23 protein-coding genes are annotated in these 26,418 nt (G+C 57.6%); 9 read left to right on the top strand and 14 right to left on the bottom strand.

Annotation, left to right across the window (positions count from 1 at the left end; translation table 11 throughout):
• Positions 1-27 precede the first annotated feature (27 nt).
• The gene (locus HALO_RS04105; RefSeq protein WP_035580625.1) at positions 28-972 is read right to left on the bottom strand and encodes a DMT family transporter; all 945 of its coding nucleotides are present in this window, start codon (positions 970-972) and stop codon (positions 28-30) included.
• A gap of 17 nt (positions 973-989) precedes the next feature.
• Positions 990-2,792 (bottom strand): IlvD/Edd family dehydratase, encoded by a 1,803-nt coding sequence (locus HALO_RS04100; RefSeq protein WP_050713091.1) that lies wholly within the window; start codon positions 2,790-2,792, stop codon positions 990-992.
• A 332-nt stretch (positions 2,793-3,124) separates the two neighbouring features.
• Here HALO_RS04100 and HALO_RS04095 point away from each other — a divergent pair, with 332 nt between their 5' ends.
• The 4 genes from HALO_RS04095 to HALO_RS04080 all read left to right on the top strand — a co-directional run bounded on the left by HALO_RS04095 (position 3,125) and on the right by HALO_RS04080 (position 7,802).
• Entirely contained in the window at positions 3,125-4,201 is a 1,077-nt protein-coding gene (locus HALO_RS04095) for a TRAP transporter substrate-binding protein (RefSeq protein ID WP_035580628.1), read from the top strand.
• Positions 4,202-4,490: 289 nt separating this feature from the next.
• The gene (locus HALO_RS04090; protein ID WP_035580631.1) at positions 4,491-5,240 is read left to right on the top strand and encodes an SDR family oxidoreductase; all 750 of its coding nucleotides are present in this window, start codon (positions 4,491-4,493) and stop codon (positions 5,238-5,240) included.
• A 24-nt stretch (positions 5,241-5,264) separates the two neighbouring features.
• A complete protein-coding gene (locus HALO_RS04085; protein ID WP_050713090.1) occupies positions 5,265-6,116 on the top strand; it encodes a fumarylacetoacetate hydrolase family protein in 852 nt (283 codons plus the stop codon).
• A gap of 48 nt (positions 6,117-6,164) precedes the next feature.
• Entirely contained in the window at positions 6,165-7,802 is a 1,638-nt protein-coding gene (locus HALO_RS04080; protein ID WP_035580636.1) for a UxaA family hydrolase, read from the top strand.
• A 29-nt stretch (positions 7,803-7,831) separates the two neighbouring features.
• Here HALO_RS04080 and nanR read toward each other — a convergent pair whose 3' ends face one another.
• From nanR to HALO_RS04040, 8 genes are all read right to left on the bottom strand, one after another.
• Complete coding sequence (nanR, locus tag HALO_RS04075) at positions 7,832-8,551, bottom strand: transcriptional regulator NanR (protein ID WP_035580639.1); 720 nt, start codon at positions 8,549-8,551, stop codon at positions 7,832-7,834.
• A gap of 76 nt (positions 8,552-8,627) precedes the next feature.
• On the bottom strand, positions 8,628-9,704 hold the full coding sequence (locus HALO_RS04070) for an Ldh family oxidoreductase (RefSeq protein ID WP_035580641.1): 1,077 nt from the start codon (positions 9,702-9,704) through the stop codon (positions 8,628-8,630).
• Positions 9,705-9,750: 46 nt separating this feature from the next.
• The gene (locus HALO_RS04065) at positions 9,751-11,130 is read right to left on the bottom strand and encodes a TRAP transporter large permease (protein ID WP_035580644.1); all 1,380 of its coding nucleotides are present in this window, start codon (positions 11,128-11,130) and stop codon (positions 9,751-9,753) included.
• 41 nt (positions 11,131-11,171) lie between these two features.
• The gene (locus HALO_RS04060; protein ID WP_035580646.1) at positions 11,172-11,714 is read right to left on the bottom strand and encodes a TRAP transporter small permease; all 543 of its coding nucleotides are present in this window, start codon (positions 11,712-11,714) and stop codon (positions 11,172-11,174) included.
• 56 nt (positions 11,715-11,770) lie between these two features.
• Positions 11,771-12,772 carry a sialic acid TRAP transporter substrate-binding protein SiaP gene (locus HALO_RS04055; protein WP_035580649.1) on the bottom strand — a complete coding sequence of 334 codons (1,002 nt, stop codon included), beginning with the start codon at positions 12,770-12,772 and terminating at the stop codon, positions 11,771-11,773.
• Positions 12,773-12,970: 198 nt separating this feature from the next.
• Positions 12,971-14,161, bottom strand: a complete 1,191-nt coding sequence (locus HALO_RS04050) for a four-carbon acid sugar kinase family protein (RefSeq protein WP_035580652.1) — start codon at positions 14,159-14,161, stop codon at positions 12,971-12,973.
• Positions 14,158-15,171: a 4-hydroxythreonine-4-phosphate dehydrogenase PdxA gene (gene pdxA / locus HALO_RS04045; RefSeq protein ID WP_035580655.1), complete on the bottom strand. Its 1,014-nt coding sequence runs from the start codon at positions 15,169-15,171 to the stop codon at positions 14,158-14,160. Before pdxA ends, HALO_RS04050 begins: the two co-directional genes overlap by 4 nt.
• On the bottom strand, positions 15,168-15,932 hold the full coding sequence (locus HALO_RS04040; protein WP_035580657.1) for an SDR family NAD(P)-dependent oxidoreductase: 765 nt from the start codon (positions 15,930-15,932) through the stop codon (positions 15,168-15,170). Before HALO_RS04040 ends, pdxA begins: the two co-directional genes overlap by 4 nt.
• A 259-nt stretch (positions 15,933-16,191) precedes the next feature.
• Here HALO_RS04040 and HALO_RS04035 point away from each other — a divergent pair, with 259 nt between their 5' ends.
• Genes HALO_RS04035 through HALO_RS04025 form a run of 3 tightly spaced genes read left to right on the top strand, consistent with a single transcriptional unit; the run spans position 16,192 to position 20,166 of the window.
• Positions 16,192-17,355 (top strand): fumarylacetoacetate hydrolase family protein, encoded by a 1,164-nt coding sequence (locus HALO_RS04035; RefSeq protein WP_035580659.1) that lies wholly within the window; start codon positions 16,192-16,194, stop codon positions 17,353-17,355.
• A 52-nt stretch (positions 17,356-17,407) separates the two neighbouring features.
• Positions 17,408-18,709, top strand: coding sequence for an L-fuconate dehydratase (locus HALO_RS04030; RefSeq protein WP_035580661.1), 1,302 nt, complete (start codon positions 17,408-17,410; stop codon positions 18,707-18,709).
• Complete coding sequence (locus HALO_RS04025) at positions 18,709-20,166, top strand: FAD-binding oxidoreductase (RefSeq protein WP_035580665.1); 1,458 nt, start codon at positions 18,709-18,711, stop codon at positions 20,164-20,166. Before HALO_RS04030 ends, HALO_RS04025 begins: the two co-directional genes overlap by 1 nt.
• Here the strand turns inward: HALO_RS04025 and HALO_RS04020 are convergent.
• The 4 genes from HALO_RS04020 to HALO_RS04005 form a co-directional block, all read right to left on the bottom strand.
• Positions 20,153-21,448 (bottom strand): TRAP transporter large permease, encoded by a 1,296-nt coding sequence (locus HALO_RS04020; RefSeq protein ID WP_050713089.1) that lies wholly within the window; start codon positions 21,446-21,448, stop codon positions 20,153-20,155. The two genes, HALO_RS04025 and HALO_RS04020, sit on opposite strands and share 14 nt — an antisense overlap.
• Complete coding sequence (locus HALO_RS04015; protein WP_035580671.1) at positions 21,445-21,999, bottom strand: TRAP transporter small permease; 555 nt, start codon at positions 21,997-21,999, stop codon at positions 21,445-21,447. Before HALO_RS04015 ends, HALO_RS04020 begins: the two co-directional genes overlap by 4 nt.
• A gap of 91 nt (positions 22,000-22,090) precedes the next feature.
• Entirely contained in the window at positions 22,091-23,071 is a 981-nt protein-coding gene (locus HALO_RS04010) for a TRAP transporter substrate-binding protein (RefSeq protein ID WP_035580674.1), read from the bottom strand.
• A gap of 121 nt (positions 23,072-23,192) precedes the next feature.
• The gene (locus HALO_RS04005) at positions 23,193-24,101 is read right to left on the bottom strand and encodes a LysR family transcriptional regulator (protein ID WP_050713088.1); all 909 of its coding nucleotides are present in this window, start codon (positions 24,099-24,101) and stop codon (positions 23,193-23,195) included.
• A 148-nt stretch (positions 24,102-24,249) separates the two neighbouring features.
• On the opposite strand from HALO_RS04005, the gene HALO_RS04000 reads away from it, so the two are divergent.
• A complete protein-coding gene (locus HALO_RS04000; protein ID WP_050713087.1) occupies positions 24,250-25,455 on the top strand; it encodes a CaiB/BaiF CoA transferase family protein in 1,206 nt (401 codons plus the stop codon).
• A gap of 10 nt (positions 25,456-25,465) precedes the next feature.
• Positions 25,466-26,395 (top strand): hydroxymethylglutaryl-CoA lyase, encoded by a 930-nt coding sequence (locus HALO_RS03995; RefSeq protein ID WP_050713086.1) that lies wholly within the window; start codon positions 25,466-25,468, stop codon positions 26,393-26,395.
• The last annotated feature ends 23 nt before the right edge of the window (positions 26,396-26,418 follow it).

Here is a 26,418-nt window from a genome sequence, read left to right as displayed (position 1 = left end):
ATAAGACCCTATTTCGATTCCTGTCAATCATACCGTACTTGACCGGTCGACTGTTATCGACGGCGTAGCATCGAGCCCCGCCCGCTGTTTCAGTTCCAGCCGCCGTTCATAGAGGCCTTTAGCACCCAGTGTGCCCAGCACCAGAACGCCGCCAACCATGGCCATTGGCGCGGGCTTTTCGGCCAGAATCCACCAGGCCAACAGCGTGCCTATCACCACTTCCAGCAGTATTAGCAGGCCCACTTCGGCGGAGGGCAGATAGAGCGGCCCACGCTGCAGTAGCGTCACGCCGCAAGGCACAATAATCAGGCAGAGCAGGATAACGACAGCAAGCTGGTTGGCTGCAGGCAGGGTTGGCTCGCTGCCCGCCAGCCAAAACAGCCCTGCGGTGCTACCCACAATAAGGCCGTTGAACACCAGCATCGGGCTCATATCCACCCCCGGCCGCGTACGGCAGAGGGTAAAGTTAATCGCCAGGGTCGTTGCCGCCATCAAAGCGAAAGCGTTTCCGACCCAAGAACCTGCGCCCGCGTCATCGAGGGCGATCATGGCGACGCCCACCATGCACAGCAATATCGCCAGCCAGGTGCGTCGGGGCAGACGCTCATTGAGGATGATCCAGGAGAGCACGGCAGCGATTAACGGCGAACTGGCCAGTATCATCAGTACGTTGCCCGCCTTGGTGTACTGGTTGCCCAGCACGAAACCGCAGGTGGTCAGGCTGAACAGCAGCGCCACGGCGATACCCGTCCAGCCACAGCGACGGTAGGCTGCCAGCGTGCCGCGGCCATAGCGCATCAGGGCGATCAGTAGAAAACCTAAGCCCGAAAGGAAGCCACGCCACATCAATATCTCGGCATCAGGCAGGTCGGCCACTTTAATCAGCAGGGCATCCGGGGCCATGATCAGCGCCCCGCCAGCGGTCAATAGTAGTCCCTGCTGGCGATGCGATAAGGTACTCCAACGACTCATCTTTAGTATTCGTCTCTTCAGTGATTATCCCTGGGCGGATGCTGGCGAGCCACATCGCGGTACTTGGTGGCGGGTTCCAATGTCATACCGCGGTCCAGCGGTTCGACCATGCTGCGCTGGATCTCCTGCCAAGGCGTCTGGTGGCCAGGGTAGCGGTAGCCGCCCTGCTGGGCTAAACGCTCCCGGCGGGCTTCCAGTTCACTGGGTTCGATCAGCAGTTGCACCTCACCGCGCTTGAGATCGACCCGCAGTCGGTCGCCMCTCTCCAGCAGCGCCAAGCCACCCCCGGTAGCGGCTTCCGGGGAGGCATTAAGAATCGACGGTGAGCCGGAAGTACCCGACTGGCGACCATCGCCCAGGCACGGCAGCGATTCGATGCCCTGTTTGATCAGCGCCTCCGGCGGCTGCATATTGACCACTTCGGCACCGCCAGGGTGGCCTACCGGGCCAGCACCGCGCATTACCAGAATGGTACGAGCGTCGATGTTGAGCGCTGGATCATCAATGCGGGCGTGGTAATCCTCGGAGCCATCGAATACCACCACCTTGCCCTCAAAGGCTTCCGGGTCATTGGGGTCATTCAGGAAGCGCTCGCGGAAATCCCGCGAGATCACGCTGGTTTTCATCAGCGCCGAGTCGAATAGATTGCCCTTGAGATTGAGGAAGCCCGCATGATCCACCAACGGGTCGCTATAGCGACAAATCACATTAGTGTCTTGAGTTTCACGGCCCTGCAAATTATCGCCAATGGAGCGGCCATTGACCGTTAGCGCCTCGCCGTGCAGCTTACCGGCAGTGTGTAGCTCATGGAGGATCGCGGGCACACCCCCGGCGCGGTAGAACTCTTCGCAAAGGAAAGCACCGGCGGGCATCACATTGGCAAGCAAAGGGATTTCATGGCCCAGCCGCTGCCAGTCATCGTTATCCAATTCAATGCCCGAATGGCGGGCGATCGCATTGATATGCACCGGCGCATTGGATGAACCACCCAATGCCGAGCAGGCCACGATGGCGTTCTCAAACGCTTCCCGGGTCAGAATATCCAGCGGGCGCAGGTCTTCCCAGACCATATCGACAATCCGCGTGCCGGTGKCGTAGGCCACCATGGCGCGCTCTTTATAGGGCGCGGGAATCACCGCCGACCCCGGCAGGCTCATGCCCAGCACTTCCGCCATAGAGTTCATGGTGGAAGCGGTGCCCATGGTGTTGCAGTGGCCAATCGAGGGTGCCGAGTCGCTAGCGCGAGAGAGGAACTCCGCGTAGTCGATATCTCCCGCGGCCAGGCGCTTKCGAAGCTCCCAGATAATCGTCCCCGAGCCTACCCGCTCGGCACCGCGCCAGCCGTTGAGCATCGGCCCACCGGAGAGCACGATAGCGGGGATATTCACCGTTGCCGCCGCCATCAGCGCAGCCGGCGTGGTTTTATCGCAGCCAGTCGTTAACACCACACCATCTAACGGGTAGCCGTGCAGCACTTCGACGATGCCTAAGTAGGCAAGATTACGATCCAGCGCGGCGGTGGGGCGCCGTAMATTCTCGTGAATAGGGTGCATGGGGAATTCAAACGGCACCCCGCCAGCCGCGCGAATGCCGTCTTTCACCCGTTTAACCAAGTCAATATGGTGACGATTGCAGGGGGTTAAATCCGAGCCCGACTGGCAAATACCAATAATCGGCTTACCGCTGGTCAGTTCATCCAGGGTAATACCGTAATTCAGGTAGCGCTCGATGCATAGCGCCGTGGTGCCGGGGTGATCGGGGTTATCGAACCAGTAGCGTGAACGCAACTGCTCAGGCGTTATTCGTTGAAAATTGGCCATGGTGTCTCTCCACGCCTAAAGTAAATAGAACAAGTCAGTAGGCGCGCTTTAGGCACTCAAACTGCCCCACCAACATAATCGATTAAGTAAGCTCCCTTAAATGTAGGGGAGAGTCGCCATGAAGGTACGCTTTCTTCTCTGCGGCGTCGACACATACAAAAGTATATGTTGAACATATATAAAAAACGTTACACATTCACATCTAAGGGTGGCGGCGCTCACATCGTTAATAGGTGAGTACCGCTGACATACAACAACAATTAACCACGCTGCAGCTCGTTTAGAAGCCCCCTTAGCGAAACGGTCTGCAGCACGCCAGGAGAGTGACGACTATGCACCATCTTTGGAAACGCACCCTATTATTGACCGGCGCCACACTGCTCAGCTCAGGCATCGCTTACGCGCAAACACCCGACCTTTCCGACCCGCCTGAAATCGAAGGCGAAACGGTGGGCGATCATGGCAGCGTTACATTACGCATGGGGCTTGGCTTAGCGGAAAGCTCGCCTCAGTACATCTCCAGCCAGTACTTCGCGGATATTCTTGACCAGCGCAGTGAAGGCCGTATCACCGTCAACATCTTCCCCAACAGCCAGCTTGGCGACGACGTGCAGATGATGGAAATGCTGCAGACCGGTACGCTGGATATGACCTACCCGTCGTCTTCCCCTGCTACCGGGTATGTTGAAGAGCTAGCGGTTTTCGACCTCCCCTTCTTGCTACCTACCCGGGAGGCGGCTATCGAGGCCATGCGTAGCGATGCTGCCCAGGAGATGCTCGACGCCTTCGATGGCACCGGCCTGAAAGCCCTGGCATTCTCTGAAAACGGCTTCCGCCAGCTCTCCAATAGCGCGCGGGAAGTCTCCTCTCCAGAGGATGTGGCAGGCCTAGACGTTCGTGGCCTGTCGATTCGCACCATGGAAAACCCGGTGCACCTGGCGATTTGGGAAGCCCTGGGCGCCAATCCGACCCCCATGGCCTTTGGTGAACTCTTCTCCGCCATGGAACAGGGCGTTGTCGATGGCCAGGAGAACCCCTGGAGCACCATCCTGACTTCCAACTTCCATGAAGTTCAGGACTACGGTTCCGAAACCCGCCACGTCTACACACCCTTTATCAAGATGATCTCGCAGCGTACCTGGGATCGCCTCGACCCCGAGTATCAAGCGCTTGTACAGGAAGCGGCGATGCAAGCCGCGGATTACGAAATCCAGCTTTCCAGCGAGTACGACGACTGGGCGCGGGATCAACTTGAAGAGCGCGGCATGCAAATTACCCGTCTTGATGACGAGCAGATTGCCGCTTTCCAGGAAGCCGTGCAGCCGGTTTACGAAGAGTGGGCCCCACGCATTGGTGAAGACCTAGTGGCTGAGTTTCAGCGCATTGCTGAATCATCGATGACGGAGTAATCGCCTTCAACGTTGGGGCCTTCCCCTTCATTCACCGCTTAACAGTAAATTCTCAAACGCAATGACAGGGACGGCCTCGGCTGTCCCTTTTGCGTTTCATAATGCCTCTCAGAATATTGGCAACTGTCAGTAACTAGGCCATACTTAGCTAAATGTCATGCTAGCATCCTGTCATACCATATGACTTTTCGTCATCAAAGTAGCAATCAACAAGCGATCATCACCGGATCAACAGCAGTACCGGGTTAACAACTGTACTGAATCAATAACAATAGCACCGGGAACCGCCATGCGACTTAAAGACAAGACGGCACTGATCACTGCCGCAGGCCAAGGCATTGGCCGGGCCACAGCGCTGCACTTCGCCGCCGAGGGCGCACGGGTCATTGCCACCGACATCGATGCCCAAAGTCTCGACGAACTGGCCAACGTCAAAGGCATCACCACGCGCCGACTCGACGTACTGGATGAGGCCGCCATTCAGGGTCTAGCCGCCGAGCTAGGCGCTATCGACATTCTCTTCAACTGCGCCGGCTACGTGGCTAATGGCTCGCTGCTGGATGGCAGCAACGATGACTGGGAACTCTCACTATCACTCAATGTGATGGCGATGATGCGCATGATTCGCGCCTTTCTACCGGCCATGCTCGACAACGGCGGCGGCAGTATCATCAATATGGCTTCGGTGGCCTCAAGCCTCAAAGGGGTGCCCAACCGCTGCGCCTACGGCACTACCAAGGCGGCGGTAATTGGCCTGACTAAATCAGTGGCAGCCGACTACATCGGGCAGGGAATTCGCTGCAACGCCATCTGCCCCGGCACAGTGGACTCGCCCTCGCTGCGCCAACGCATTGGCGAACAAGCCAAACGGCAGGGGCGAAAAGAAGATGATGTCTACGCCGAATTCATCGCCAGGCAGCCTCAAGGGCGTCTGGGCAGCCCGCAAGAAATTGCCGCCCTGGCCACTTACCTGGCCGCTGATGAGTCCGCCTATACCACCGGCACCGCCCAGATTATCGACGGTGGCTGGCTGATCTGATCACGTAAACCAAGGAACCGACCGATGAAACTATTACGCTTCGGCCCGCGCGGCCATGAAAAGCCCGGCTTGCTGGATGATAATGGGGTAATCCGCGACCTGTCGGCCCATATCACCGATCTGTCCGGAGAGTCTCTTGACCGCCGCACCCTCGAAGGGCTTGCTGCGCTGGATGCCACGAGCCTGCCTGAGATAACCGCCGATACGCGCATTGGCCCCTGCGTTGCGGGTGTGGGCAAGTTCATCTGCATTGGCCTGAATTACTCGGATCATGCCGCCGAGACTGGCGCGCAGGTTCCCCCGGAGCCGGTGATCTTCAATAAATGGACCAGCGCCATCTGCGGCCCGAATGATGAGGTGATCATTCCCCGCGATTCCGAGAAAACCGATTGGGAAGTAGAGCTTGGTGTGGTGATCGGCAAGGCCGGGCGCTACATCGACGAAGCCGATGCCATGCAGCACGTTGCTGGCTTCTGTGTGGTCAACGATGTCTCCGAGCGCGAGKTCCAGCTCGAACGCAGCGGCACCTGGGACAAAGGCAAGGGCTGCGATACCTTCGGCCCCCTAGGCCCGTGGCTAGTCACGCCCGACGAGGTGGCAGACCCCCATCAGCTCGACATGTGGCTCGACGTGGAKGGCAAGCGCTACCAGGACGGCAACACCCGCACCATGGTCTATCAGATTCCTTTTCTGATCAGCTACTTAAGCCGCTTTATGAGCCTACAGCCGGGCGATGTGATCTCCACCGGCACGCCGCCCGGTGTCGGCATGGGTCAACAGCCGCCGGTTTACTTAAAACCCGGCCAGCGCATGCGCCTGGGTATCCAAGGGCTCGGTGAGCAGCACCAGACCGTCGTAGCCGACCAGCAGCGCTGAGTCAGGAGGCGGCGAAACCTCGCTAACCCACAACGCTGGAGCCTTGCCATGAGCCAGACCATTGCCAGTGACAGCGGCCAGCTGGGCACCCTACGTGTGCATGCCGCCGACAATGTTCGCGTCGCCCTGAAGGATTTGCCCGCTGGCACTGACGTCACCGACAACGGCCAGCGCATCACGCTCACCGAGGCGATTCGCCATAAGCACAAGTTCGCACTGACGGCCCTTGAGCCTGGCAACACTGTGATCATGTACGGCGTCACTGTGGGACGTGCCACCCGCTCCATCGCCCAGGGTGCGGCCGTTACCACCGAGAACGTCGAACACAGCACCGCCAGCTCGACGCCTCAAGCCAAGCGCGGTAGCTGGCAGGCGCCTGACGTCGCGCATTTTCAGGGCGCCACCTTCGATGGCTACCACCGCCCGGATGGGAAGGTCGGTACCGCCAACGTATGGCTGGTCGTTCCGCTGGTATTCTGCGAGAACCGCAACATTGAGGTGCTACGTCAGTGCGTCGCCGACGCGCTGGGTGAAGATCCTTTCCGTGAATACAAGCAGTTAGCCCGGGAGTTGCTGCATGGCAATGCGGGCGAACCCTCCCCACCGCCTCGCGAACGACTGTTTCCGAATGTCGATGGGGTACGCTTTCTGACCCACACTCTCGGCTGCGGCGGCACGGATGGCGACGCCCAGGCACTTTGTCAGCTACTCGCCGGTTATATCTGCCACCCAAACGTGGCCGGTGCTACGGTGCTCAGCCTTGGCTGCCAGAAGGCGCAGATCGACATGATCAAAGCGGCGGTTCAGGCTCGCGATCCCCAAGGCCTGCGTCCGGTACACTACCTTGAACAGCAAGCCAGTCAGAGTGAAACCGCACTGATACGCGAATCGCTGACCACCATTTTTGATGGCCTAGCCACCGCCAACCAGGTAGAGCGCACCCCGGCGCCGCTGTCAAAACTCAGCATCGGCGTGGAGTGCGGCGGCTCAGATGGTTTTTCCGGGCTGTCCGCCAACCCACTGGTCGGTGCGGTCATCGACCGCTTAGTGGCGCTGGGCGGCAGCGGCATTCTCAGTGAGTTTCCGGAACTGTGTGGCGTAGAGCACGAACTAATCGCCCGCTGCAGTGATGATTCAGTGGCAGAGCGGTTTAGCGAACTGATGGCGGCTTATCAGCGTCATGCGGCCTTGGTCGGCGCCGATTTTTCCATGAACCCATCACCTGGCAATATTCGTGACGGTCTGATCACCGATGCCATGAAATCCGCTGGCGCGGCCAAGAAAGGCGGCGACAGCCCGGTGGTCGACGTGCTCGACTACACCGAACCACAAACACGCGCGGGCCTTAGTCTGCTGTGCACGCCGGGCAATGACGTGGAATCAACCACTGCGTTGGCCGGTTCCGGCGCCAACCTGATCCTGTTCACCACGGGGCTGGGCACGCCAACCGGTAACCCGGTTACGCCGGTGCTCAAAATCGCCAGCAACTCGACACTTGCTACACGTATGAGCGACGTCATCGACTTTGATGCCGGACCAATCATTCGCGGCGAGGTGGCGATCGGCGAATTAGCCGATCGTTTGCTTGAGATGTGCATCGAGACGGCATCTGGACGCTACCGGCCACGTGCGGTGTCGCTTGCTCAGTACGACTTTATTCCCTGGAAGCGTGGCGTGTCTCTCTAACAGCAAAAGCAGCTGCAAAACACGCCAGGTCAATCAGGCGCGAGGCGCTTCTTGAGCTGCATGTAGGTGCCGTAGTGGCGGTCGAGATGGCGCCGCATCGCCGCTTCGGCTGCGTCTGGGTCACGGGACTCAATGGCCTCAATGATCTCGGTATGCGCGGCGGTGGCAGCTTTGTCCTCATCCTTTTGTTGCAGCACCTGGGCACGTCGGTCGTCCAGCCATTCCGATAGCGCCAAATGCATGGCATCAAATATGGGATTTCGGCCAATGCTTGCCAGCACCCCATGGAAATCATTGTCAGAGCGTTTAAAGCGCGCTTCGTCCCCAATCGCATCGCGATTATCGGCCAACGCATCGCGCAATCTGGCCAAATCTTCCTCACTGGCATTACGCGCGGCATAGCGCGCCAATGAAATTTCAAACATGGCCCGCGCTTCTTGAAAATATTGCTGGCCATCGGGCTTGGAAAGCAGTTGCCGGGTCACCCCGGAGAGCCTGGCCATCACCGCCTCGGCAGTGGGGCGAATCACCCTGGCACGGGTGCCGCTGTTGATGGCAATTAGCCCAAGTTGCTGAAGATGGAACAGCGCTTCGCGCACTGCTGGTCTGCCAACACCAAACTGCTCCATCAACTCCCGCTCTGAAGGCAGTTGATCATTTTCACTCAGCCGCCCTTCGAGGATCTCCGCCTCGAGCTGCTCAGCGACCTGTTCGGACAGCGTTTTTCGCTCGATCCGGTATCTGCTCATAGGCAGTCACCCCTGGTTAACCTGGAATTTTCCGCCATTTTACTGCATTTTTAGACATTATCCTTCAAACCAGCTTTCAACAGAGTTGAGTGAGCGGCGCTATTAGGTACTGTTTAGCAATTTCGGCATAGGCTAACTGATTGGCGGAATCGAGCGGAATGCCTTCGGCATCGCGTTTGCTCTGGCAGCGCCATTCGCGATCACCTGGTGCTAGCACCTCTGCACCCTCGGCGGAAGGCTGAGTACGCAGGTCGGCCAAGTACTCAGCTAGCCCGCGTGCGAAAGTGCCTTCGTCTACAAACGCATCGGGGTTCATGGCCAGGCAAAAATGCCCTACTCCACGCGGCGTGGCCATATCTGGCCCGCCCATGGGGAGAAGTTTAAAGCCGTGCTGCATACCCGATAGCATTGAGCTCAGTATCTCCACCATGCCACCCAGCCCGGCGCCCTTAAAGCCGAAGGCGCTGCCTCCTAACGGCAGCAGAGCTGCCACCTCGCTGGGAACGCGGCTTACCTGCCCGTTAGCATCGGCGGCTACCTGATCCGGCAGTTCACGACCAATAGCAGCGTACTGTTGCACGCGATTCCATGGTACCGAGCTGGTGGCCATATCCAGCAGATACGGCGCCTCACCCGCTACCGGTGCAGCAAAGGCGATGGGGTTGGTGCCATGGAACGGCTTGGCGCCGTCATGCAGCAGCACGAAAGGGTCGGAGTTACAAAACGCCATTCCCAGATAACCGCGTTCAGCCGCCGCTAAGGCATAGCAGCCCGCCGCACCAAAGTGGGAAGAGTTGCCCACGGCGACAGCGCCCATGCCAACCTCTTGCGCCATTGCGATGGCGTGTTCCATCGCGGCATAACCCGCCAGGTGGCCTAGCCCATCGTCCGCGTCTAAAAACCCCGTTGCGGCCAAGCGCTGGTGAAATTGCATGTTAGGCGAGCCATTAATGCGCCCACCTTTAAGCGCCTGCAAATAGTGGGGCAGCAGCCGCAAACCGTGGCTGTCGGTGCCCATCCGCGAGGCCGTGACCAGGGCGCGGGTTACGGCCTCTGCCGATGCCTGATCAGCTCCCGCAGCCGCAAGTGCTGCTTGCATAAAGCGATCAAGGTCTTCGCGCGCGACGCGAAACTCTGGCGACGGATCAGTCATGGGCCACGTACTCCTGGTCTTAATATTAAACCGTTCTCGACAGTGCTTAACGATAAATCAGTGTGGGTAGCCACATGGAGATCGCCGGAATAAAGGTGACCAAGAGCAGGCAGACCACCAAGGGGATAAGAAACGGCATGGTGCCGCGCATGCAGCGCTCAAAGCTGACATTGGAGACCCGCGAGAGCACGTAGAGCACCATGCCCACCGGCGGGGTCAGCAACCCTATCATCAGGTTGAGCACCATAATCACCCCAAAGTGCACCGGGTCTACCCCCACCGCTACCGCCATCGGCAGCAAAACGGGCACTAAAATAGTGATCGCGGCGATGGTTTCCATAAAACAGCCGACGATAATCAGCACAATGTTCGCCATCATCAGCACCGCAAGCTTGCTGTCGGCAAAGGGGCCCATTAGGGCAATCACGTTCTGAGTGACCTGATTACTGGTGAGAATCCAGGCAAAGATCGACGCTGAAGAGACAATGAACAGAATGACGGCGGTGGTTTCGATGGTGTCCATGCTGACTTTGAGTAGCTTGCGCCAAGTCAGCGTGCGATAAACCACCACGCCCAGTAGCAGCGCATAGAACACCGCGGCCACTGCCGCCTCGGTGGGTGTAAAAGCACCACTAATAATACCTCCAACGATAATAACCGGCGTCATTAGCGATAAGAAAGCCCGCTTAAAGGTATGGCCTAGCACCCGCATCGAGAAGACCGCATCGCGCTGATAGCCGCGCCGACGCGAGATAATAAAGATCATCAGCATCAGCATGGCGCCCATTAGCAGCCCAGGAACCAGACCCGCTGCGAACAGCTGGCCCACCGAGGCGGAGGCCATCACGCCGTAAATCACCATCGGCAGACTAGGCGGAATGATTGGCCCGATAGTTGATGACGCGGCGGTAATGCCTACCGCAAACTCTTCATCGTAACCGGCGTCTTTCATGGCTTTTACTTCGATCATGCCAAGGCCACCGGCATCCGCTACCGCCGCCCCGGACATCCCAGAGAATACGATACTGGCGCCAACATTTACGTGCCCAAGCCCGCCACGCATCCAACCCATTAACGCCTTGGCAAAATTGAAAATGCGCTCAGTAATCCCGCCGTTGTTCATCAAACTACCGGCAAAGATAAAAAAGGGAATCGCCAGCAGCGGAAAGCTGTCAATGCCATTAATCATGCGGTGGGCAACCACAATATTGGGTACTTGTCCGGTGATCAGCACAAACATCAAGCAGGAGCCCGCCAGACTAATAGCGATGGGCACACCGAGCACCAGCATGGTAAACAGCGCGAAAAACAGAAACGCAAGATGGTAGCCCATCAGCGGCAAGATCACGCAACCAAGCACCGCAAGGGCCGCCAGCAGCGGCGACACGAGTGGCTTTTGCCAGCGCATCACAGTTAATCGAGACATAGCAGGCCTCTTAATAAAAATGGCGGGGTGAAAAGCACTCTTTAAACATCATCGTTGCGGTGTTGATACTTGAGATAGAGCCGTTGAACGGTACGCATCGCCATCAATACAAATGCCCCACACACGGTGAAATAGATGATGCTTTTGGGCAGATCGATAGACACCATCAAACTATTGGTGCGCGATGCCAGCTGATAGGTCACCCACGCCATCGCTATATAGAAAGTAAGGCTGATGAGGTTTACTAGACGCTCCAGCAAAAGCGCTTGCCACGCAGGCATATAGTGGTAGAAGAATTCCACCATAATATGGCTGCCATTGCGGGCGGCCATGACACTGCCCATAAACCCAACCCCAATCAGCAGGTAGCGGGCGATCTCTTCCGTCCAGCCGATTGAGTCACCCATTACATAGCGGCTAAAGAACTGGGCGAATACCACTAAAATCAGCGCCCAGAACAGTATTAGGGTCGCCAAATCCTCAATCCGGTAATCACTCAGCCTGAACGGGGTGTCATCAAAGGCGGATTCAAAATCGACCATTGGATCGACGACAGGCGGGATGTCTTCGCGTGTGTCACTCATGGCACAACACTCCAAACACTCCGCTCAAAGGAGCGGAGTGTTATCAAAGGGTTGGATTATTGGCCGATAGCCTGGAGACGGTCGTAGGTTTCCTCATCCCAGGTGGCAGCATCGCCGTTATGGGCAGGCATAACCGCCTCACGGAAGAGCTCACGATCCACTTCATTGACCGTGTTACCCTGCTCCTCGAACCACGCCACCAGTTCTTCCTCGGATTTGAGAATATCCTGGGTGTTGTTCTCGGCGGCTTCCTGGAAAACCTCGCGGAATATTTCACGATCCTCCTCTGAGAGCTGGTTCCAGCGTGGCCCACCCACAATAGTGATTAACGAGTCGGTAATATGCCCGGTTAGGTTGATGTAGTCCTGAACCTCATGAAAGGCCTTGGCACGGATGGTCGGCAGTGGGTTTTCCTGGGCATCCACCACGCCCTGCTGCAAGGCCAGATAGACCTCGTCAAAGGCAATGGGGGTGGGATTGGCGCCGACCGCTTCCGGCATCATCATGTACATCGGCGCGTTGGGCACGCGTATTTTCAGGCCTTCCATATCAGCAGGCTCGTTGACCGCCTCATTGGAAGTGACATGCCGCTCACCGTAATAGTTGAGCGCCATCGGTACGTTGCCGGTTTGGTCCTGGTAGCCCTGGGCAATCTCTTGGAACAGGTCGCTGTCAGCAAAGGCCTGCCAGTGATCGAAATCACGGAACATATAGGCAGCACCCGCGATACCAATGGGCCCATAGGAGCGGCCAGCAAACTGGGTGCCGGTATAAATAACGTCCACGGTGCCCAGTTCAAGCCCTTCGTTAATATCCTCCTCTTTGCCTAACGAAGAGGCGGGGTGCACCTGCATGGTATAGCGACCGTCGGTACGCTCTTCGATCTCATCGGCGGCCCACAGCGCCCATTTGTGGAAGGGCTCCGAGGTTTCATAAACATGGGCAAAGCGGAGGTTTTCGGCAGCGTGAACGGCACCTGCAAAACCGATGCCTGCAGCGATCAGCGTGGCGGTTAGCAGACGGGACATACGGAGATGTTGCGGGCTTTTATGGCTCATCGTGTACTCCTCATAACCATTAGATTTGTTGTTGGTTACTGTGATGTGCTGCTGTTTATTGTGATTTATTGGTTATTATTTAAGCGGCGGCTGCCAACGTAACCGATCATAGTGCTGTATACGTATCATACCACCAGCTTCAAACCTAGTTGGTCGCCTGCAATCGCGCAACTATCCAGCTAAGGATTTTCGTCATGCCTATGATGATGCCAGCCGCGAACTGAGTTGATGGTGTAAGCGCACGAGTAGCTGCGGGTCACCAAACCCGCCTGCTTTGGTCATCACTCTACGAACGGGATCGCCATCCAAATAACCCAACGCCACACCCGGCGACCACTCCGTCTCAACGGAGATATACCTTACCCCCAACTGAGTGAGCCCGGCCATGGCGATATCACCGCCAGTTAAAAACAGCAGACTCTCATCTGCGTTCCGCGTTGAGATAATACTTACTACCTGAACAGCCATTGCTTGCGCCACCTCACTCGCTGTGAGAGTGCACTCCTTGCAGCCTGGCACTACCACACAGGCACCTAAATCATGGGTAGCCAAGGAAGCATCACCAGGCTTTTGGTACGCTTTTATAACGGCTAAATCGGGCCACTGTTTACACAGCTGCTCGAGCTGTTCGGCAGCGCGAGGGCTTCTAGAGCCTACGGCGTACAGCACTGCGGCAACATTACCCAGCGAGCGAAAGTCCGCAACAGAAGACCCAAAGCTGTGCTGAGCGATGGCCGTTGCCAGCCCCGCCGCCCCTATCATCACGCGGCTTTCGCCAGCAGATATTAATTCGTTATAGAGGGCTGAGAGCTCTTCGTCGCTCTCAGTATCGGCGATGCAGTCAGCGCTGGGAAAAGGTGCTTCTCGCCCAGGCTGATAGCGCTGAAGGGGTAGCCCACTGGGGGAAAAGGCTTGATCAATGGGGCCGACCAGCGGCGCCGATCGAGCATCCTGCTGGTAGGCAGTGTCTGCGAGAGGAACCCCATTTACCCACACCAGGGCATCGCGCACTGTTCGCCCCTGTGCCGGCACCGCAGGCGCCAGCAGCAAAGGGAGGCTAAGCGCTTCTCTCACTGCCGTGCACTCTGCAACCACCTGCCCCCGCAGAGTCGAGTCGACCTTTTTAAACCACTGTTTTGGGGTGACGCACGTTAATAATCGAACCGCCTCACTCACCCGCAACGCGGCTTGCTCAGCCTGCAAATGACGGGATTCAGTATTCACGGCGATTACGTCTGGCCATTGGCCTTGCCATTTTTCCAGCGACGCCGCTAACGCCTCCAGACTAATCACCACGCGGGCATCACCACCCCGCGCGGCAAACGGTGCCGCGGTATCCAGCGCCCCAGATAGATCGTCGGCAATAATCGCCAATCGGCAGTCGCTCATGCCTTGGCGCCTCTGGCTAGTCGCCGGGCATAGGTAATCGCCGAGCCCATATTGGTGGCATCGGCTTTGCCCTGCCAGGCAATGTCGAAGGCGGTGCCGTGATCCACAGAAGTGCGCTGAAGTGGCAAGCCGAGGCTGACATTCACTGTAGTATCAAAGGCGATCAGCTTGACGGGAATATGGCCTTGGTCGTGATACTGGGCAATGACTAGGTCGAACTCGCCTTTCGAAGCGCGGTAAAACACCGTATCCGCCGAGATCGGCCCGCTCACATCAAAACCCTGTTCGCGCAAACGCTCCACCGCGGGGGCTATGCATCGGCTATCCTCGTCACCGAAAATCCCCCCTTCGCCACAGTGAGGGTTGAGCCCGGCCACGGCGATACGCGGCGCCTGCATGCCTAGCGCGACCAAGTGCGCGTGTCCCGCCTCCACTGTGGCGATGATGCGCTCTGGGGTCACTCTATCGATCGCATCGCGTAGCGACACGTGAGTGGAAACATGCAGGGTCGAGAGCGTCTCGGAGGCCAGCAGCATAAACGACGAGGGCGCMCCGGTCAGCGAGGCGAGCATGCCCGTGTGACCATCGTAATGGTGCCCGGCTTCGTGCAGCGCCGCCTTATTCAATGGGGCGGTGACAATCACTTGCGCGCGCCCCGCCTGCACCAGATCAACGGCTTTCTGAACGCAACGAAACGCCATATCGCCTGCACCGGCGCTGATTTGTCCATCGGGAATTTCGACTCCTTTGGGCACCTCCACCACCCCGACGGCCACACAGTCGTGCCCGCTTTCTACCTGGTCGAGTGGCACAAACGCCAGTTCAGCGCCAATGCTCGCCGCCGCACGGCGATAAATAGCCGGATCGCCGACCACCATGGCGCTGGCACGCTCGGCAGCCGACATGGCACTCAATGCGCGACAAATAATTTCCGGGCCAATGCCCGCAGGGTCACCCATGGTAATAACAATGTCGTAGCGCTGATTCGATTCGGACGTTGAGATAGTCATGGCATTAGCTGCCCGCCGTTAACCTCAATGATTTGGCCGTTAACGTAGCCACTAAGTGCATCGGTGCCCAGGAAGACATAGGCACCCACGCACTCTTCCGCCGTACCCAAACGGCCCATAGGAATCGACGCCCGAGCAGCGGCTAAATGAGCCTCACTGGAGTGGCGGTCATGAAAGTCAGTTGCAATCGTGCCGGGGGCCACGGCATTAACCCGAACATTATCGCCCGCCAGTTCCTTCGCCATATTGCGGGTTATCGTACTTACAAACCCCTTGGCAGAGGCGTATAACCCGGCACCACCCCCGCCACCGTTGCGCGCGGCAATCGACGTGGTGTGAATAATATTCCCTCTCCCTGCGCGGCGAAAATGCGGCAGCGCCGCTCTGCTGGCCATGACCACGGAGCGCACATTGAGATCCATGACCTGATCAAAAAGATCATCGCTCATATCGTCTAAACCAACGCGCTTCATCATGTCGCCAGCGTTATTAATCAACAGATCCAAACCGCCTAACCGCTCGGCAGCATCGTCAACAAGCTTTTGGGTTTCACTGCTGTGGCTGACATCCGCTGTAAGGGTAAAGGCGTCGCCACCTGCATCACGAATAGCCTGTGCCACCGCTTCGGCGGGCGCTTCACTGCTGTGATAGTGCACCGCCACGTAGGCCCCTAGCGCGCCCAACTGCTTAGCCACGGCGGCGCCGATGCCGCGGCTAGCTCCGGTAATCAATACTCGCTTGCCTTTCCACTCGTCTAACATGAAATTCTCCTTAATGCTTTTTGCTTTTATTGTTGAACGCCGTGCTCGGTGGAGTCGCCGTCATCTAGACAGATTTACCTATCGACCCGAAATAGAGCGGTGCGCTAGAGTAAGGCATGAACTGGCATACCTGTCATACAACACGATATCTATAACAGGATAGGCGATGGCGCACCAACCGCCAGTCGCGCACCATTTTTAACGACTCACTTATGACTGTTCCATTATCACTGTTCCATTATTACTACAGGAGGCACGCATGAACCCACTTTCCCTGACTGACGCCGTTCCCAATGACCTGGATAACGCGCTGCTGGTTGGCCGTGTATGGCTGGATAGCCCGCATGCTGGCCCCGCACTGGTTACCGTGCACGATAGCCAAGTCATTGATATCACCGAGCTTGGCCCGACCATGGCCGACCTGCTTGAACGCGACGACCTGCTGGAAGTTGTTAAACGCGCAGAAGGTAAGCCGCTGGGCAGTTTGGAAACACTCTTGGCTAATTCCCAGTCGTCTCCAGCGCAAGCGCCCTACCTGCTCGCCCCTTGCGATGTGCAGGCGGTCAAAGCGTGTGGCGTCACTTTTGCAGTCAGCCTGATGGAGCGAGTAATTGAGGAGCAAGCAGGTGGCGATCCCGCCCGTGCTGACGAGCTGCGTGACGACTTGCAGGCACTGATCGGCAGCGACCTTTCCAAGATTGCACCGGGTTCTGAAGAAGCGATGGCGCTTAAAAAAGCGCTACAGGCCCGCGGCGGCTGGTCGCAATATATGGAAGTTGGCATCGGCCCCGACGCGGAGGTATTTACCAAAGCTCAGCCGCTCTCCTCGGTGGGTTTTGGCACCCCGGTAGGTTTACACCCGTCATCTCAATGGAATAACCCCGAGCCGGAAATTGTCCTGGCAGTCGATAGCCGTGGTCAGGTGCGTGGCGCGACCTTAGGCAACGACGTCAACTTGCGTGACGTTGAAGGTCGCAGTGCGCTGTTACTCGGCAAGGCAAAAGATAACAATGCCTCCTGTTCTATTGGCCCGTTTATTCGCCTGTTTGATGACCATTTCGATATCGATAGCGTGCGCAACTGCCAGGTATCGCTGCGTATTGAGGGTGAAGATGATGACTTTCTACTCCAGGGTGAGAGCGATATGCGCGAAATTAGCCGCGATCCGCTGGATCTGGTCAGCCAAACCATCGGCGACCACCACCAATACCCGGACGGCTTTATGCTGTTCCTCGGCACTATGTTCTCGCCCATTCAGGATCGCGACGGTAAGGGCCAAGGTTTCACTCATCATATGAATGACCGCGTCACTATCGCCACCCCGGCCCTGGGCGCCCTGGTCAATAAGGTAGGTAGAAGCGATCAGCTGCCGCCCTGGACCTACGGTATTCGCGAGCTGATGCGCCACTTGGCACGCCGCTAATACTCCTCTTATCAATCAGTACGCCACCCACCTCAACGCCAAGGAGAGCACAATGACAACCATCACTCGCGTCGAGATTCAGGATATCCGTTTTCCCACCTCGCGTTCTCTGGATGGCTCGGATGCCATGAACGCCGCGCCGGATTACTCCGCCGCCTACGTCATCCTGCACACCGATGACGGCAGCCCTGAAGGGCATGGGTTAACCTTTACCATTGGTCGCGGCAACGAGATTGTCGTCACCGCCTTGCAGTCGCTGTCACCACTGATTGAAGGGCGGTCACTTGCCTCAATTACCGACAATATGGGCACCTTCTGGCGGGAAATTACCGGCGACAGTCAGCTGCGCTGGATCGGCCCCGATAAAGGCGCGATTCACCTAGCCACCGCCGCCATCGTTAACGCCGTGTGGGATATGTGGGCGAAAAACGAAGGCAAGCCGGTGTGGAAACTGCTGGTAGATATGACGCCGGAACAGCTGGTGCGCTGCCTCGATTTCCGCTTTGTCACCGATGCGCTAACCCCGGAAGAAGCGATCTGTTTACTGCGCCGCCAATCCTCCGGCAAAGCCGCCCGGGAAGCCGAAATGCGCAGCGATGGCTACCCTGCCTACACCACCTCCGCGGGTTGGCTGGGCTACAGCGACGAGAAAGTGCGCGGCCTGGCCCGGGAAGCGCTGGCGGAAGGCTGGACCCATTTTAAGCAAAAGATCGGCGGCGATATCGAAGAGGATGCCCGCCGGGCGGCCCTACTACGCGATGAGATCGGCTGGGGCAACGTGCTGATGATGGACGCCAACCAGGTGTGGGAAGTCGACGAAACAGTCACCAAAATGCGCCGCCTAGCGGAATTTGACCCGCTGTGGATTGAAGAGCCCACCAGCCCTGACGATATTCTCGGCCATGCAGAGATCCGCCATCGCGTCGCGCCGATTGGTGTTGCCACCGGCGAGCACTGCCACAACAAAGTGATGTTTAAGCAGTTCTTCCAGGCCGATGCCATCGACTATTGTCAGCTCGATGCAGCACGCCTGGGTGGGCTTAACGAAGTCATTCTAGTGGTGCTGATGGCCGCCAAGTTTGGCGTACCGATTTGCCCTCACGGTGGTGGCGTTGGGCTTTGCGAATATACCCAGCATATCTCACTGTTCGACTACATCGCAGTATCCGGTAGCCTTGAGGGCCGTGTGCTTGAGTATGTGGATCACCTTCACGAGCACTTTATCGACCCGGTGGTCATCAACCGAGGCCGCTACCAGGTACCCGAGGCGCCGGGTTACAGTATTGCCATGCACGCTGCGTCCCAAGCACAGCACCGCTTCCCAGAGGGCGCGGCCTGGCAGGAAGAGCATTAATGACCGAGACGACCACCTTTTTAGATGAACTGACCCACCTGCTCGGCGAGCGCGGTCTGCTGCGCAAGCCGGACGCCATGGCCCGCTACGTCAGCGACTGGGCGGGCGACACATTAGGCATGCCGTTGGCCGTGGCCCGCCCGGCCAGTACCTTGGACGTCGCCGAAGTCGTTAAGCGCTGCTATGAGCAAGGCGTCGCCATGACGCCCCAAGGTGGCCATAGCGGTTTGGTGGCAGGTGCCTTGCCCGCCGCTAATGGTCAGGAACTGGTGATCAGCTTAGAGCGCTTAAATAGCGTGCGCGCGATTGACCCGGTTAACTTCACCATCACGGTAGACGCGGGCTGTATTCTTGAGAACGTTAAGCTAGCGGCAGCTGAGCATGATTGCGACTTCCCGCTCTCGCTAGGCGCACAAGGCAGCTGTCAGATTGGCGGCAATATCGCCACCAACGCAGGTGGGCTTAACGTGCTGCGCTACGGCATGATGCGCGAGCTGGTGCTGGGGCTTGAAGTAGTCCTGCCCGACGGGCGCGTTTGGGAAAGCCTGAACGCGCTGCATAAAGACAACCGCGGTTACGACCTTCAACAGCTGTTTTTAGGCAGCGAAGGCACCCTGGGCATCGTCACTGGCGCGGTGCTCAAGCTCTCACCGCGCCCGACCCAAAACCGTACCGCACTGCTTGGCCTGCCCTCTGTTCAGGCGGTGATTGATCTTTACGGTTTGGCTCGCCGCGACTGCTGCGACCTATTGACCGCTTTTGAGCTGATCCCCCGCCGCTGCATTGAGCTAGCGATCGAAGCAACGCCTGAGCTGCGCGACCCGATGGAGAGCGCCTACCCCTGGTACGTGCTAATGGAAGTTGCGGCTACGGGCCCGATAGATTTAGGTGCAATGCTGGAACAACTGCTGGAAACCGGCATGGAGCGCGAGCTGGTGCTGGATGGCGCCCTGGCCTCTAGCGACACTCAATCCGCCCAGCTATGGCAGTTCCGCGAAAGCATGCTGGAAGGCCAGCGGCGGCGCGGCGAGCACTTGCGCACCGATATCTCAGTTCCTATCTCGGCAATTCCCGACTTCGTCACACGTGCAACCGAAGTGGTCATGGCCGCTTCTTCCGAGTGCGAAATTATCGCCTACGGCCACGTAGGCGATGGCAATCTGCACTTCAATATTCTGCCGCCTATCGCTATGGCGAACAGTGATAAGAAAGCCCACCTGCATGATCTGGAGGAACAGCTGTTTGAAGTGCTCGACGACTTCCACGGCAGCATCAGCGCCGAGCATGGCATTGGCCGCACCAAACAGGCACCCTACCTGGCGCGGCTATCGCCGATTGAGCTAGAGATGGTCAGCGGTGTTAAGGCACTGTTCGACCCCAAGGGGCTAATGAATCCAGGCAGGATTTTGCCTGCGGGGCTTTCCCAACAGGCAAAGTCGATGGTCAATACCCCATAATATCTGGTAGCCAAGTGGCTAACCCCGGCACAGCGATTAGTAACAAAATAGTGGCGATAATCGGCAGTAAGAACGGCATGATAGCCGTAACGACCTGACCGTAGCGCAGCCGGGTAATGCCCACCATTAAAAACAGCACGGTGCCGAAGGGCGGCGTAATCACCCCCACCGAAAGCGTAATCACCATCACGATACCAAAGTGAACGGGATCTAATCCGGCACTGAGTGCCGCTGGCACCACAATCGGGGTGAAAATCAGGATGCTTTCAATCACCGACATAAAGCAGCCAATCAGCAGAAAGAACAGCGCAAAGCAGAGCAGCAGTGCAAAMATGGGCATATCGATGCTGSCGACCTGGCCCGCCAACGCCTGGGGGATGCCCATGCGCACMAGAATCCAGCCATAAAAACTGGATACCGCAATAATCAGCAGGATCACCGCGCTAAACATCAGGGTGCGGCGGAAGGCACTGTAGAGATCCCGCCAATTCAAATCCCGATAGATCAAGCCACCCAGAATGACCGCATAGAGCGAGGCAATCGCACCAGCTTCCGTCGGCGTGAAAAAGCCGCCCCAAATGCCACCGACAATAATCGCCGGCATCATCAACGGCAGAATTGCACGCTTACCAGTGCGGGCCACTTCACAGGCATCAAAGGGTGTTGGCTTGGGCATCACCACCTTGCCCGTGGTTGCCAGCAGAACCGTCATGCCCATCAGCAGCAGCGCCATCAAAATACCCGGCAGCAGCCCCGCCATAAACAGCCCGCCAATACTTACATTGGCCAGCCAGCCATAGACGACTAGCGCGATGCTGGGCGGTAGAATCGGCCCGATAACGCTGGAGGCAGCGGTGATACCTGTGGAGTAATCCAGCGCATAGCCACGCTCTTTCATGGCCTTGATTTCGATGCTACCAAGGCCTGCGGCATCAGCCACAGCGGTGCCTGACATGGTGGCAAAGATGGAACTGGCCACTACGTTAGCATGGCCAAGGCCGCCCTTGGTAAAGCCCACCAAGGCAGTGGCGAAATCAAAAATCCGCGTAGTGGKGGAGCCGATATTCATAATATTGGCGGCCAGAATAAACAGCGGAATCGCCAACAGCGTAAAGTTATTGAGCGTTTGCACCATACGTAGCGGMAAAAGCTCGACAGGWAAACCGCCAGTCCCGGTAAATACCAAGGCGATAAACGAGGTGACGCCAATAGCGACGACTACCGGCAAGCCAATCGCCATTAGCACTAACAAGCCGCCGACAAAAATCAGTAGTTCGGTCATGGTTTGGCTATCTCCTCTGTACGCTCCTCTTCGAGGGAGGCCTCCAACCACGCCACCGGTCCACGCAGGGTTTGCCACAGAGCAATCAGCGCCATGCCCGCAAAGCTGAAGAAAACACCGTAGTAGAGGTAACTAAAACTGATGCTTAACGAGACCGTTTTATTATTGGCGCTCATATCCGACATGATCCATGCGCCCCACGCAGCGAGCAGAAAAAAACCGCAGGAAATCAGCGCTGTGAGCCGATATTGGATGTTTTTACCCAGCCCTGAGAGCTTGTGACTAAACAGATCTACCACCAGGTGCTCGCTGCGCACCCACGCCGATAATGAGCCAAAGCCAATCGCGTAAATCGCCAGCATTGACGCCACTTCTTCGGTCCAGGGCATACCTAGCCCCAGCAGGTCACGGGCAATAACGGCCGCCACGATTAGCAGCAGAATGGCCGCCATTAACGCTACGCCCACCCCATCGCATAGCCGGGTGACGCCGCGCAGCGTGTAGAAAGCAATTCGATCTGGCCCGTTACTGGGCGCTACCGCATCTTCCACAGAAGAACTCCTTACCCTGACGTCTTTTTGGTCGTCTATGAAACTACAACGACGGCCCCATGGGGCCGCCGCGATTTCTGGCCAGCACGCTTTACTCGCTGTCGTTACCCAGCGCATCTTCACGCACACCGTCGGCCATGTCAGCCATAACACGATCGATGGCCGGTAACGCCGCTTCGCGGAAAGGCGTCACATCCGGCTCAATGACGGTCATCCCTTCATCCTGAAGTGCTTCCAGATAGAACTCGTCAAGTTCACGCTCTTGCTCTGAACCGTATTGACGAGCTACGTCGATCGCCTCTTCAATCAATGCCTGGTCATCGGCTTCTAGGCCATCCCACCAGCGCGAACTGGCCACCCAGCTCCACGGAAACTGTACGTGGCTGGTCATAATCAGGTAGTCCTGTACTTCCCATAGGCGACGGGTATAGGGGGAGGAGAGCGAGTTCTCGTGGCCATCTACCTGGCCGGTTTGCATGGCGAGATAAATCTCTGGCGCAGGCACGTTCACTACCTGAGCGCCGATCTCTTCCCACACTTCCAGCCATACTGGCAGCGAAGGCAGGCGCAGGCGGAAACCATCCAGATCAGCCGGCGTGTGTATCTCCTTGTTAGCGGTCATGTGGCGGGGCCCGCGGTGCTGCAAACCAAAATACTTCAGGCCACCCTGGCTTTCTGCTTTCTCAACCAGCGCTTGGCCGGAAGGGCTCTCCATATAGGCGTCTACTTCATCCCAGGTGGTGAACACAAAGGGAACCGTAATGGCGTCGTATTCAGGCGCATACTGCTGGCGCCAGTTACCACCGGTAATGGAGAGCTGGGTTTGGCCCAGATTCAGCAGTTCCAGCACGGCGTTCTCACCGCCCAAAGAACCGGCTAAAAAAGGACGCACTTCAAAGCGGCCTGGTGCCTGTTCCTCTAAATATTCAGCAAAGCGTTCAACGGCGGCGCTTTCCGAACCGCCTTCGCTCATAGTGTTGTTGACTTGAATTTCGATCGGATTAGCCAAGACGAACGGGGCCGTCGTTAGCATGCCTAGGGTAGCCAGCGTGGCAAGTAGTTGTTTCCGCATGGGAGGACTCTCTACGATTGTCGTTATTGGGTGTGATGCTGGTTTGATCTTGAAACAAGCTGCCCAGTGTCTCAAATCGACGTTCGAGAAGGCTGGCTTCGTCAAATACGATGGCTTGGCTTTAGAGTATGCTCCCATTCCGGCTATGTTGGGTGAGGTGGTCGACTAAATGCCGAGCTGTGACTGGAAGCGTGGCGTAACGGCGCATGCCAATGACCAACTCCCGCTGAGCCCATGGATCGCTGAGCGGAATGCTTTTGAGCTGCAAATCGCCCAGATCACGATAGATGGTCTGCTCGGGAAGTACCCCCACACCCATGCCGTGGTGAATCATGCGGCAAATAGCGTCGAAGCTGCGTACCTGAATGCGCATATGCAGCGCTTTGCCGGCCAGATTGGCCTTTTCATTCAATAGCGATTGCAGCGAAGCGTCCTGCTGTAAGCCGATAAAATCAAACGCCAGCGCTTCGTTAAAGGCGATGCTTTCACGCTCTGCMAAGGGATGGTCAATGGGCGTCATCAACACTAGCCGATCATGCCGATAGGAGAGCTGCTGCAGGTCGGGCGCCGCCACATGCCCGGCGAAAATGCCAATGTCGGTTAGCCCATCGCGAACCGCGGCAATGATTTCACTGCTGACCCGCTCTTGTAGATCAATTTTGATTTCCGGATAGAGGCGGGAAAAGGCGCTGAGATCCTGAGGAAGAAAGGCAATAATTGCCGAGGTATTGGAGTGAATGCGCACATGGCCGCGCACGCCCTCACCATATTCGCTAAGCTCTGCGTTAAGGCGTTCAATGTTATCCATAATACGCCGAGCATGATGTAGAAATGCTTGGCCTGCGGGGGTCAACTCCACGCCTCGAGGGCGACGATAGAGCAGCGTTGTGCCCACCAGCGCTTCCAGGTCGCTTATACGTTTGCTCACCGCGGCAAGCGCCAAATGTTCGCGCTCGGCAGCCGCCGTCAGACGCCCCTCATCCGCTACGGAGATAAACAGTTTAAGGGTGACGAAATCGAAGCGGCGCATGTAACGGACTCCTTTAAAGCAAGCTCACTATGGTAGCCCACACCTTCGCCAGCCACGAACCCTTTGTTACCGATTGCCTAATTGTCGCCCCTGATCAGCTCACGCATGCTGACAAGTAGTGATACACCAATGATAAGAGAGAGCCTTAATGAATGCTTCCGAAGCGCGCCAGCTTCCGCTACAGGGCTTAAAAGTGCTCGAGCTTGGCCAACTGATTGCGGGGCCATTCGCCACTAAGCTGCTGGGCGAATTCGGTGCCGATGTGATTAAAATTGAGCCGCCCGGCACTGGCGACCCACTTCGCAAATGGCGAATGCTGGAAGAAGGCACCTCGCTGTGGTGGCATGTGCAAACCCGCAACAAGCGCTCTGTGGCGCTGGATTTACGCAGCGAAGAGGGGCAAGGCCTGGTGCGCCAACTCGCCGCCGAGGCCGATGTAGTGGTGGAAAACTTCCGCCCCGGCACCTTAGACAACTGGGGGCTAGGCTGGGAAGCGCTCTCCACACTCAACCCGCGGCTGATCATGGTGCATATTTCCGGCTACGGGCAAACGGGGCCCTACCGCGACAAGCCTGGCTTTGGGGTGATTGGCGAAGCCATGGGCGGGCTGCGTTATCTTACCGGTCAGCCGGGGGAGCCTTCCGTGCGCGTGGGCGTGAGCATCGGCGACTCGCTTTCCGCGTTGTACGCCGTCATCGGTACACTACTCGCTCTTCAGGAGCGCMCCCGCAGCGGCCTGGGCCAAGAGATCGACGTTGCCCTGTATGAATCAGTATTTGCGATGATGGAGAGCCTGCTGCCGGAGTTCGATGCCAGCGGCCAGGTGCGCGAACCCAGCGGCAGCGCCCTGCCCGGCATTACCCCATCAAACGCCTACCGATGCCAGGGCGGCGATTATGTGCTGATTGCCGGTAACGGCGACAGCATCTTCAAGCGCTTGATGGGCGTGATTAGTCGCGATGACCTCGCCAACGACCCGGCGCTGGCCCATAACGATGGGCGCAGCCAGCAAGCCGAGATGATTGATGCGGCGATTCAGGCGTGGACGGAAGATCGCCCTCGGGATGCCATTCTGCAAGCCCTGGATGAGGCCCGCGTTCCCGCAGGCTACCCCTACACTGCAGAAGATATCGCCCATGACCCCCACTATTTAGCCCGCGAGATGATTCAAACCTTTACCCGCCCCAACGGCAAACCGCTCAAAGTTCCCGGCGTGTTGCCTAAGCTTAGCGCTACCCCTGGGCGACTTGGCGGCGGCGGCCCGGCGCTTGGCCAGCATACCGACGATGTTTTGGATGAGCTGGGCATTGACCACGAAACCCGCGCCAAACTACGCCAAGCGGGCATTATCTAGGAAGTTTATTATGAGCCAGTTATCACCCTGCCCCGCCAAGATAGAGATCAACGAAGTTGCTCCCCGGGACGGCCTGCAGATAGAGGCACGCTTTGTGCCCACAGAAGACAAAATTCGCTGGATCGATGCGCTCTCCGCCACCGGGCTACGACGTATTGAAGCAACGTCGTTTACGTCGCCTAAAGCGATCCCCAACCTGCGTGATGCCGCTGAGGTGGTGACCGGCATTCAACGCCGGGAGGGCGTCGATCTCACCGTACTGGTACCCAACGTAAAAGGCACCGAACGGGCGCTGGCCTGCCAAGTGGATGAGATCAATCTGGTGATGTCTGCCAGTAATAGCCATGGTTTGGCTAACCTGCGCATGACGCCGGAACAATCCCTTGAACAGTTCGTAGCTATTTTGGAACTGACACAGGGTAGCGGCGTTTTTATCAATGCATCGCTTTCCACGACCTTCGGTTGCCCCTTCGAAGGCGAAGTGCCCGAAGCGCGGGTACTTGAGCTCATTGAACAACTTATCGGCCTTGGCATTCAGGGAGTTACTCTCTGTGACACCACTGGTATGGCCAACCCTTCGCAGGTCAAACGCCTGTGTGAAGCAGTGCTTAAGCGCTGGTCAGAAACACCGTTCACGCTGCACTTCCACAACACCCGCGGAATGGGGCTGGCCAACGCGCTAGCGGCATGGCAGGCGGGCATTAGCCGTTTTGACTCATCACTAGGCGGGCTGGGCGGCTGCCCCTTCGCCCCCGGCGCCAGCGGTAATGTATGCACCGAAGATTTGGTGCATATGTTTGAGGCCATGGGCGTCGATACCGGCGTCGATTTGGATGCCCTACTTGAGGTCGCCGCCACCCTTCCCGMCCTTATCGGCCATGATGTGCCGGGGCAGGTGGTAAAAGCCGGGAAATCGACTCAGCGTTATGCGATGCCATAAGTTCATGCCTAAAGCTCACGTCT

The organism is Halomonas sp. R57-5 (genome assembly GCF_900070345.1).
Taxonomy (GTDB): domain Bacteria; phylum Pseudomonadota; class Gammaproteobacteria; order Pseudomonadales; family Halomonadaceae; genus Vreelandella; species Vreelandella ventosae_B.
The sequence above is the reverse complement of the archived record's forward strand: the minus strand, read 5'-3'. Positions and strand labels throughout refer to the sequence as shown.

Bases quoted from the DNA above. Each gene is read 5' to 3' on its own strand.
- HALO_RS04105 (WP_035580625.1), bottom strand. From the start codon at position 972: ATGAGTCGTTGGAGTACCTTATCGCATCGCCAGCAGGGACTACTATTG.
- HALO_RS04095 (WP_035580628.1), top strand. From the start codon at position 3,125: ATGCACCATCTTTGGAAACGCACCCTATTATTGACCGGCGCCACACTG.
- HALO_RS04090 (WP_035580631.1), top strand. From the start codon at position 4,491: ATGCGACTTAAAGACAAGACGGCACTGATCACTGCCGCAGGCCAAGGC.
- HALO_RS04080 (WP_035580636.1), top strand. From the start codon at position 6,165: ATGAGCCAGACCATTGCCAGTGACAGCGGCCAGCTGGGCACCCTACGT.
- nanR (WP_035580639.1), bottom strand. From the start codon at position 8,551: ATGAGCAGATACCGGATCGAGCGAAAAACGCTGTCCGAACAGGTCGCT.
- HALO_RS04070 (WP_035580641.1), bottom strand. From the start codon at position 9,704: ATGACTGATCCGTCGCCAGAGTTTCGCGTCGCGCGCGAAGACCTTGAT.
- HALO_RS04065 (WP_035580644.1), bottom strand. From the start codon at position 11,130: ATGTCTCGATTAACTGTGATGCGCTGGCAAAAGCCACTCGTGTCGCCG.
- HALO_RS04060 (WP_035580646.1), bottom strand. From the start codon at position 11,714: ATGAGTGACACACGCGAAGACATCCCGCCTGTCGTCGATCCAATGGTC.
- HALO_RS04055 (WP_035580649.1), bottom strand. From the start codon at position 12,772: ATGAGCCATAAAAGCCCGCAACATCTCCGTATGTCCCGTCTGCTAACC.
- HALO_RS04050 (WP_035580652.1), bottom strand. From the start codon at position 14,161: ATGAGCGACTGCCGATTGGCGATTATTGCCGACGATCTATCTGGGGCG.
- HALO_RS04040 (WP_035580657.1), bottom strand. From the start codon at position 15,932: ATGTTAGACGAGTGGAAAGGCAAGCGAGTATTGATTACCGGAGCTAGC.
- HALO_RS04035 (WP_035580659.1), top strand. From the start codon at position 16,192: ATGAACCCACTTTCCCTGACTGACGCCGTTCCCAATGACCTGGATAAC.
- HALO_RS04030 (WP_035580661.1), top strand. From the start codon at position 17,408: ATGACAACCATCACTCGCGTCGAGATTCAGGATATCCGTTTTCCCACC.
- HALO_RS04025 (WP_035580665.1), top strand. From the start codon at position 18,709: ATGACCGAGACGACCACCTTTTTAGATGAACTGACCCACCTGCTCGGC.
- HALO_RS04010 (WP_035580674.1), bottom strand. From the start codon at position 23,071: ATGCGGAAACAACTACTTGCCACGCTGGCTACCCTAGGCATGCTAACG.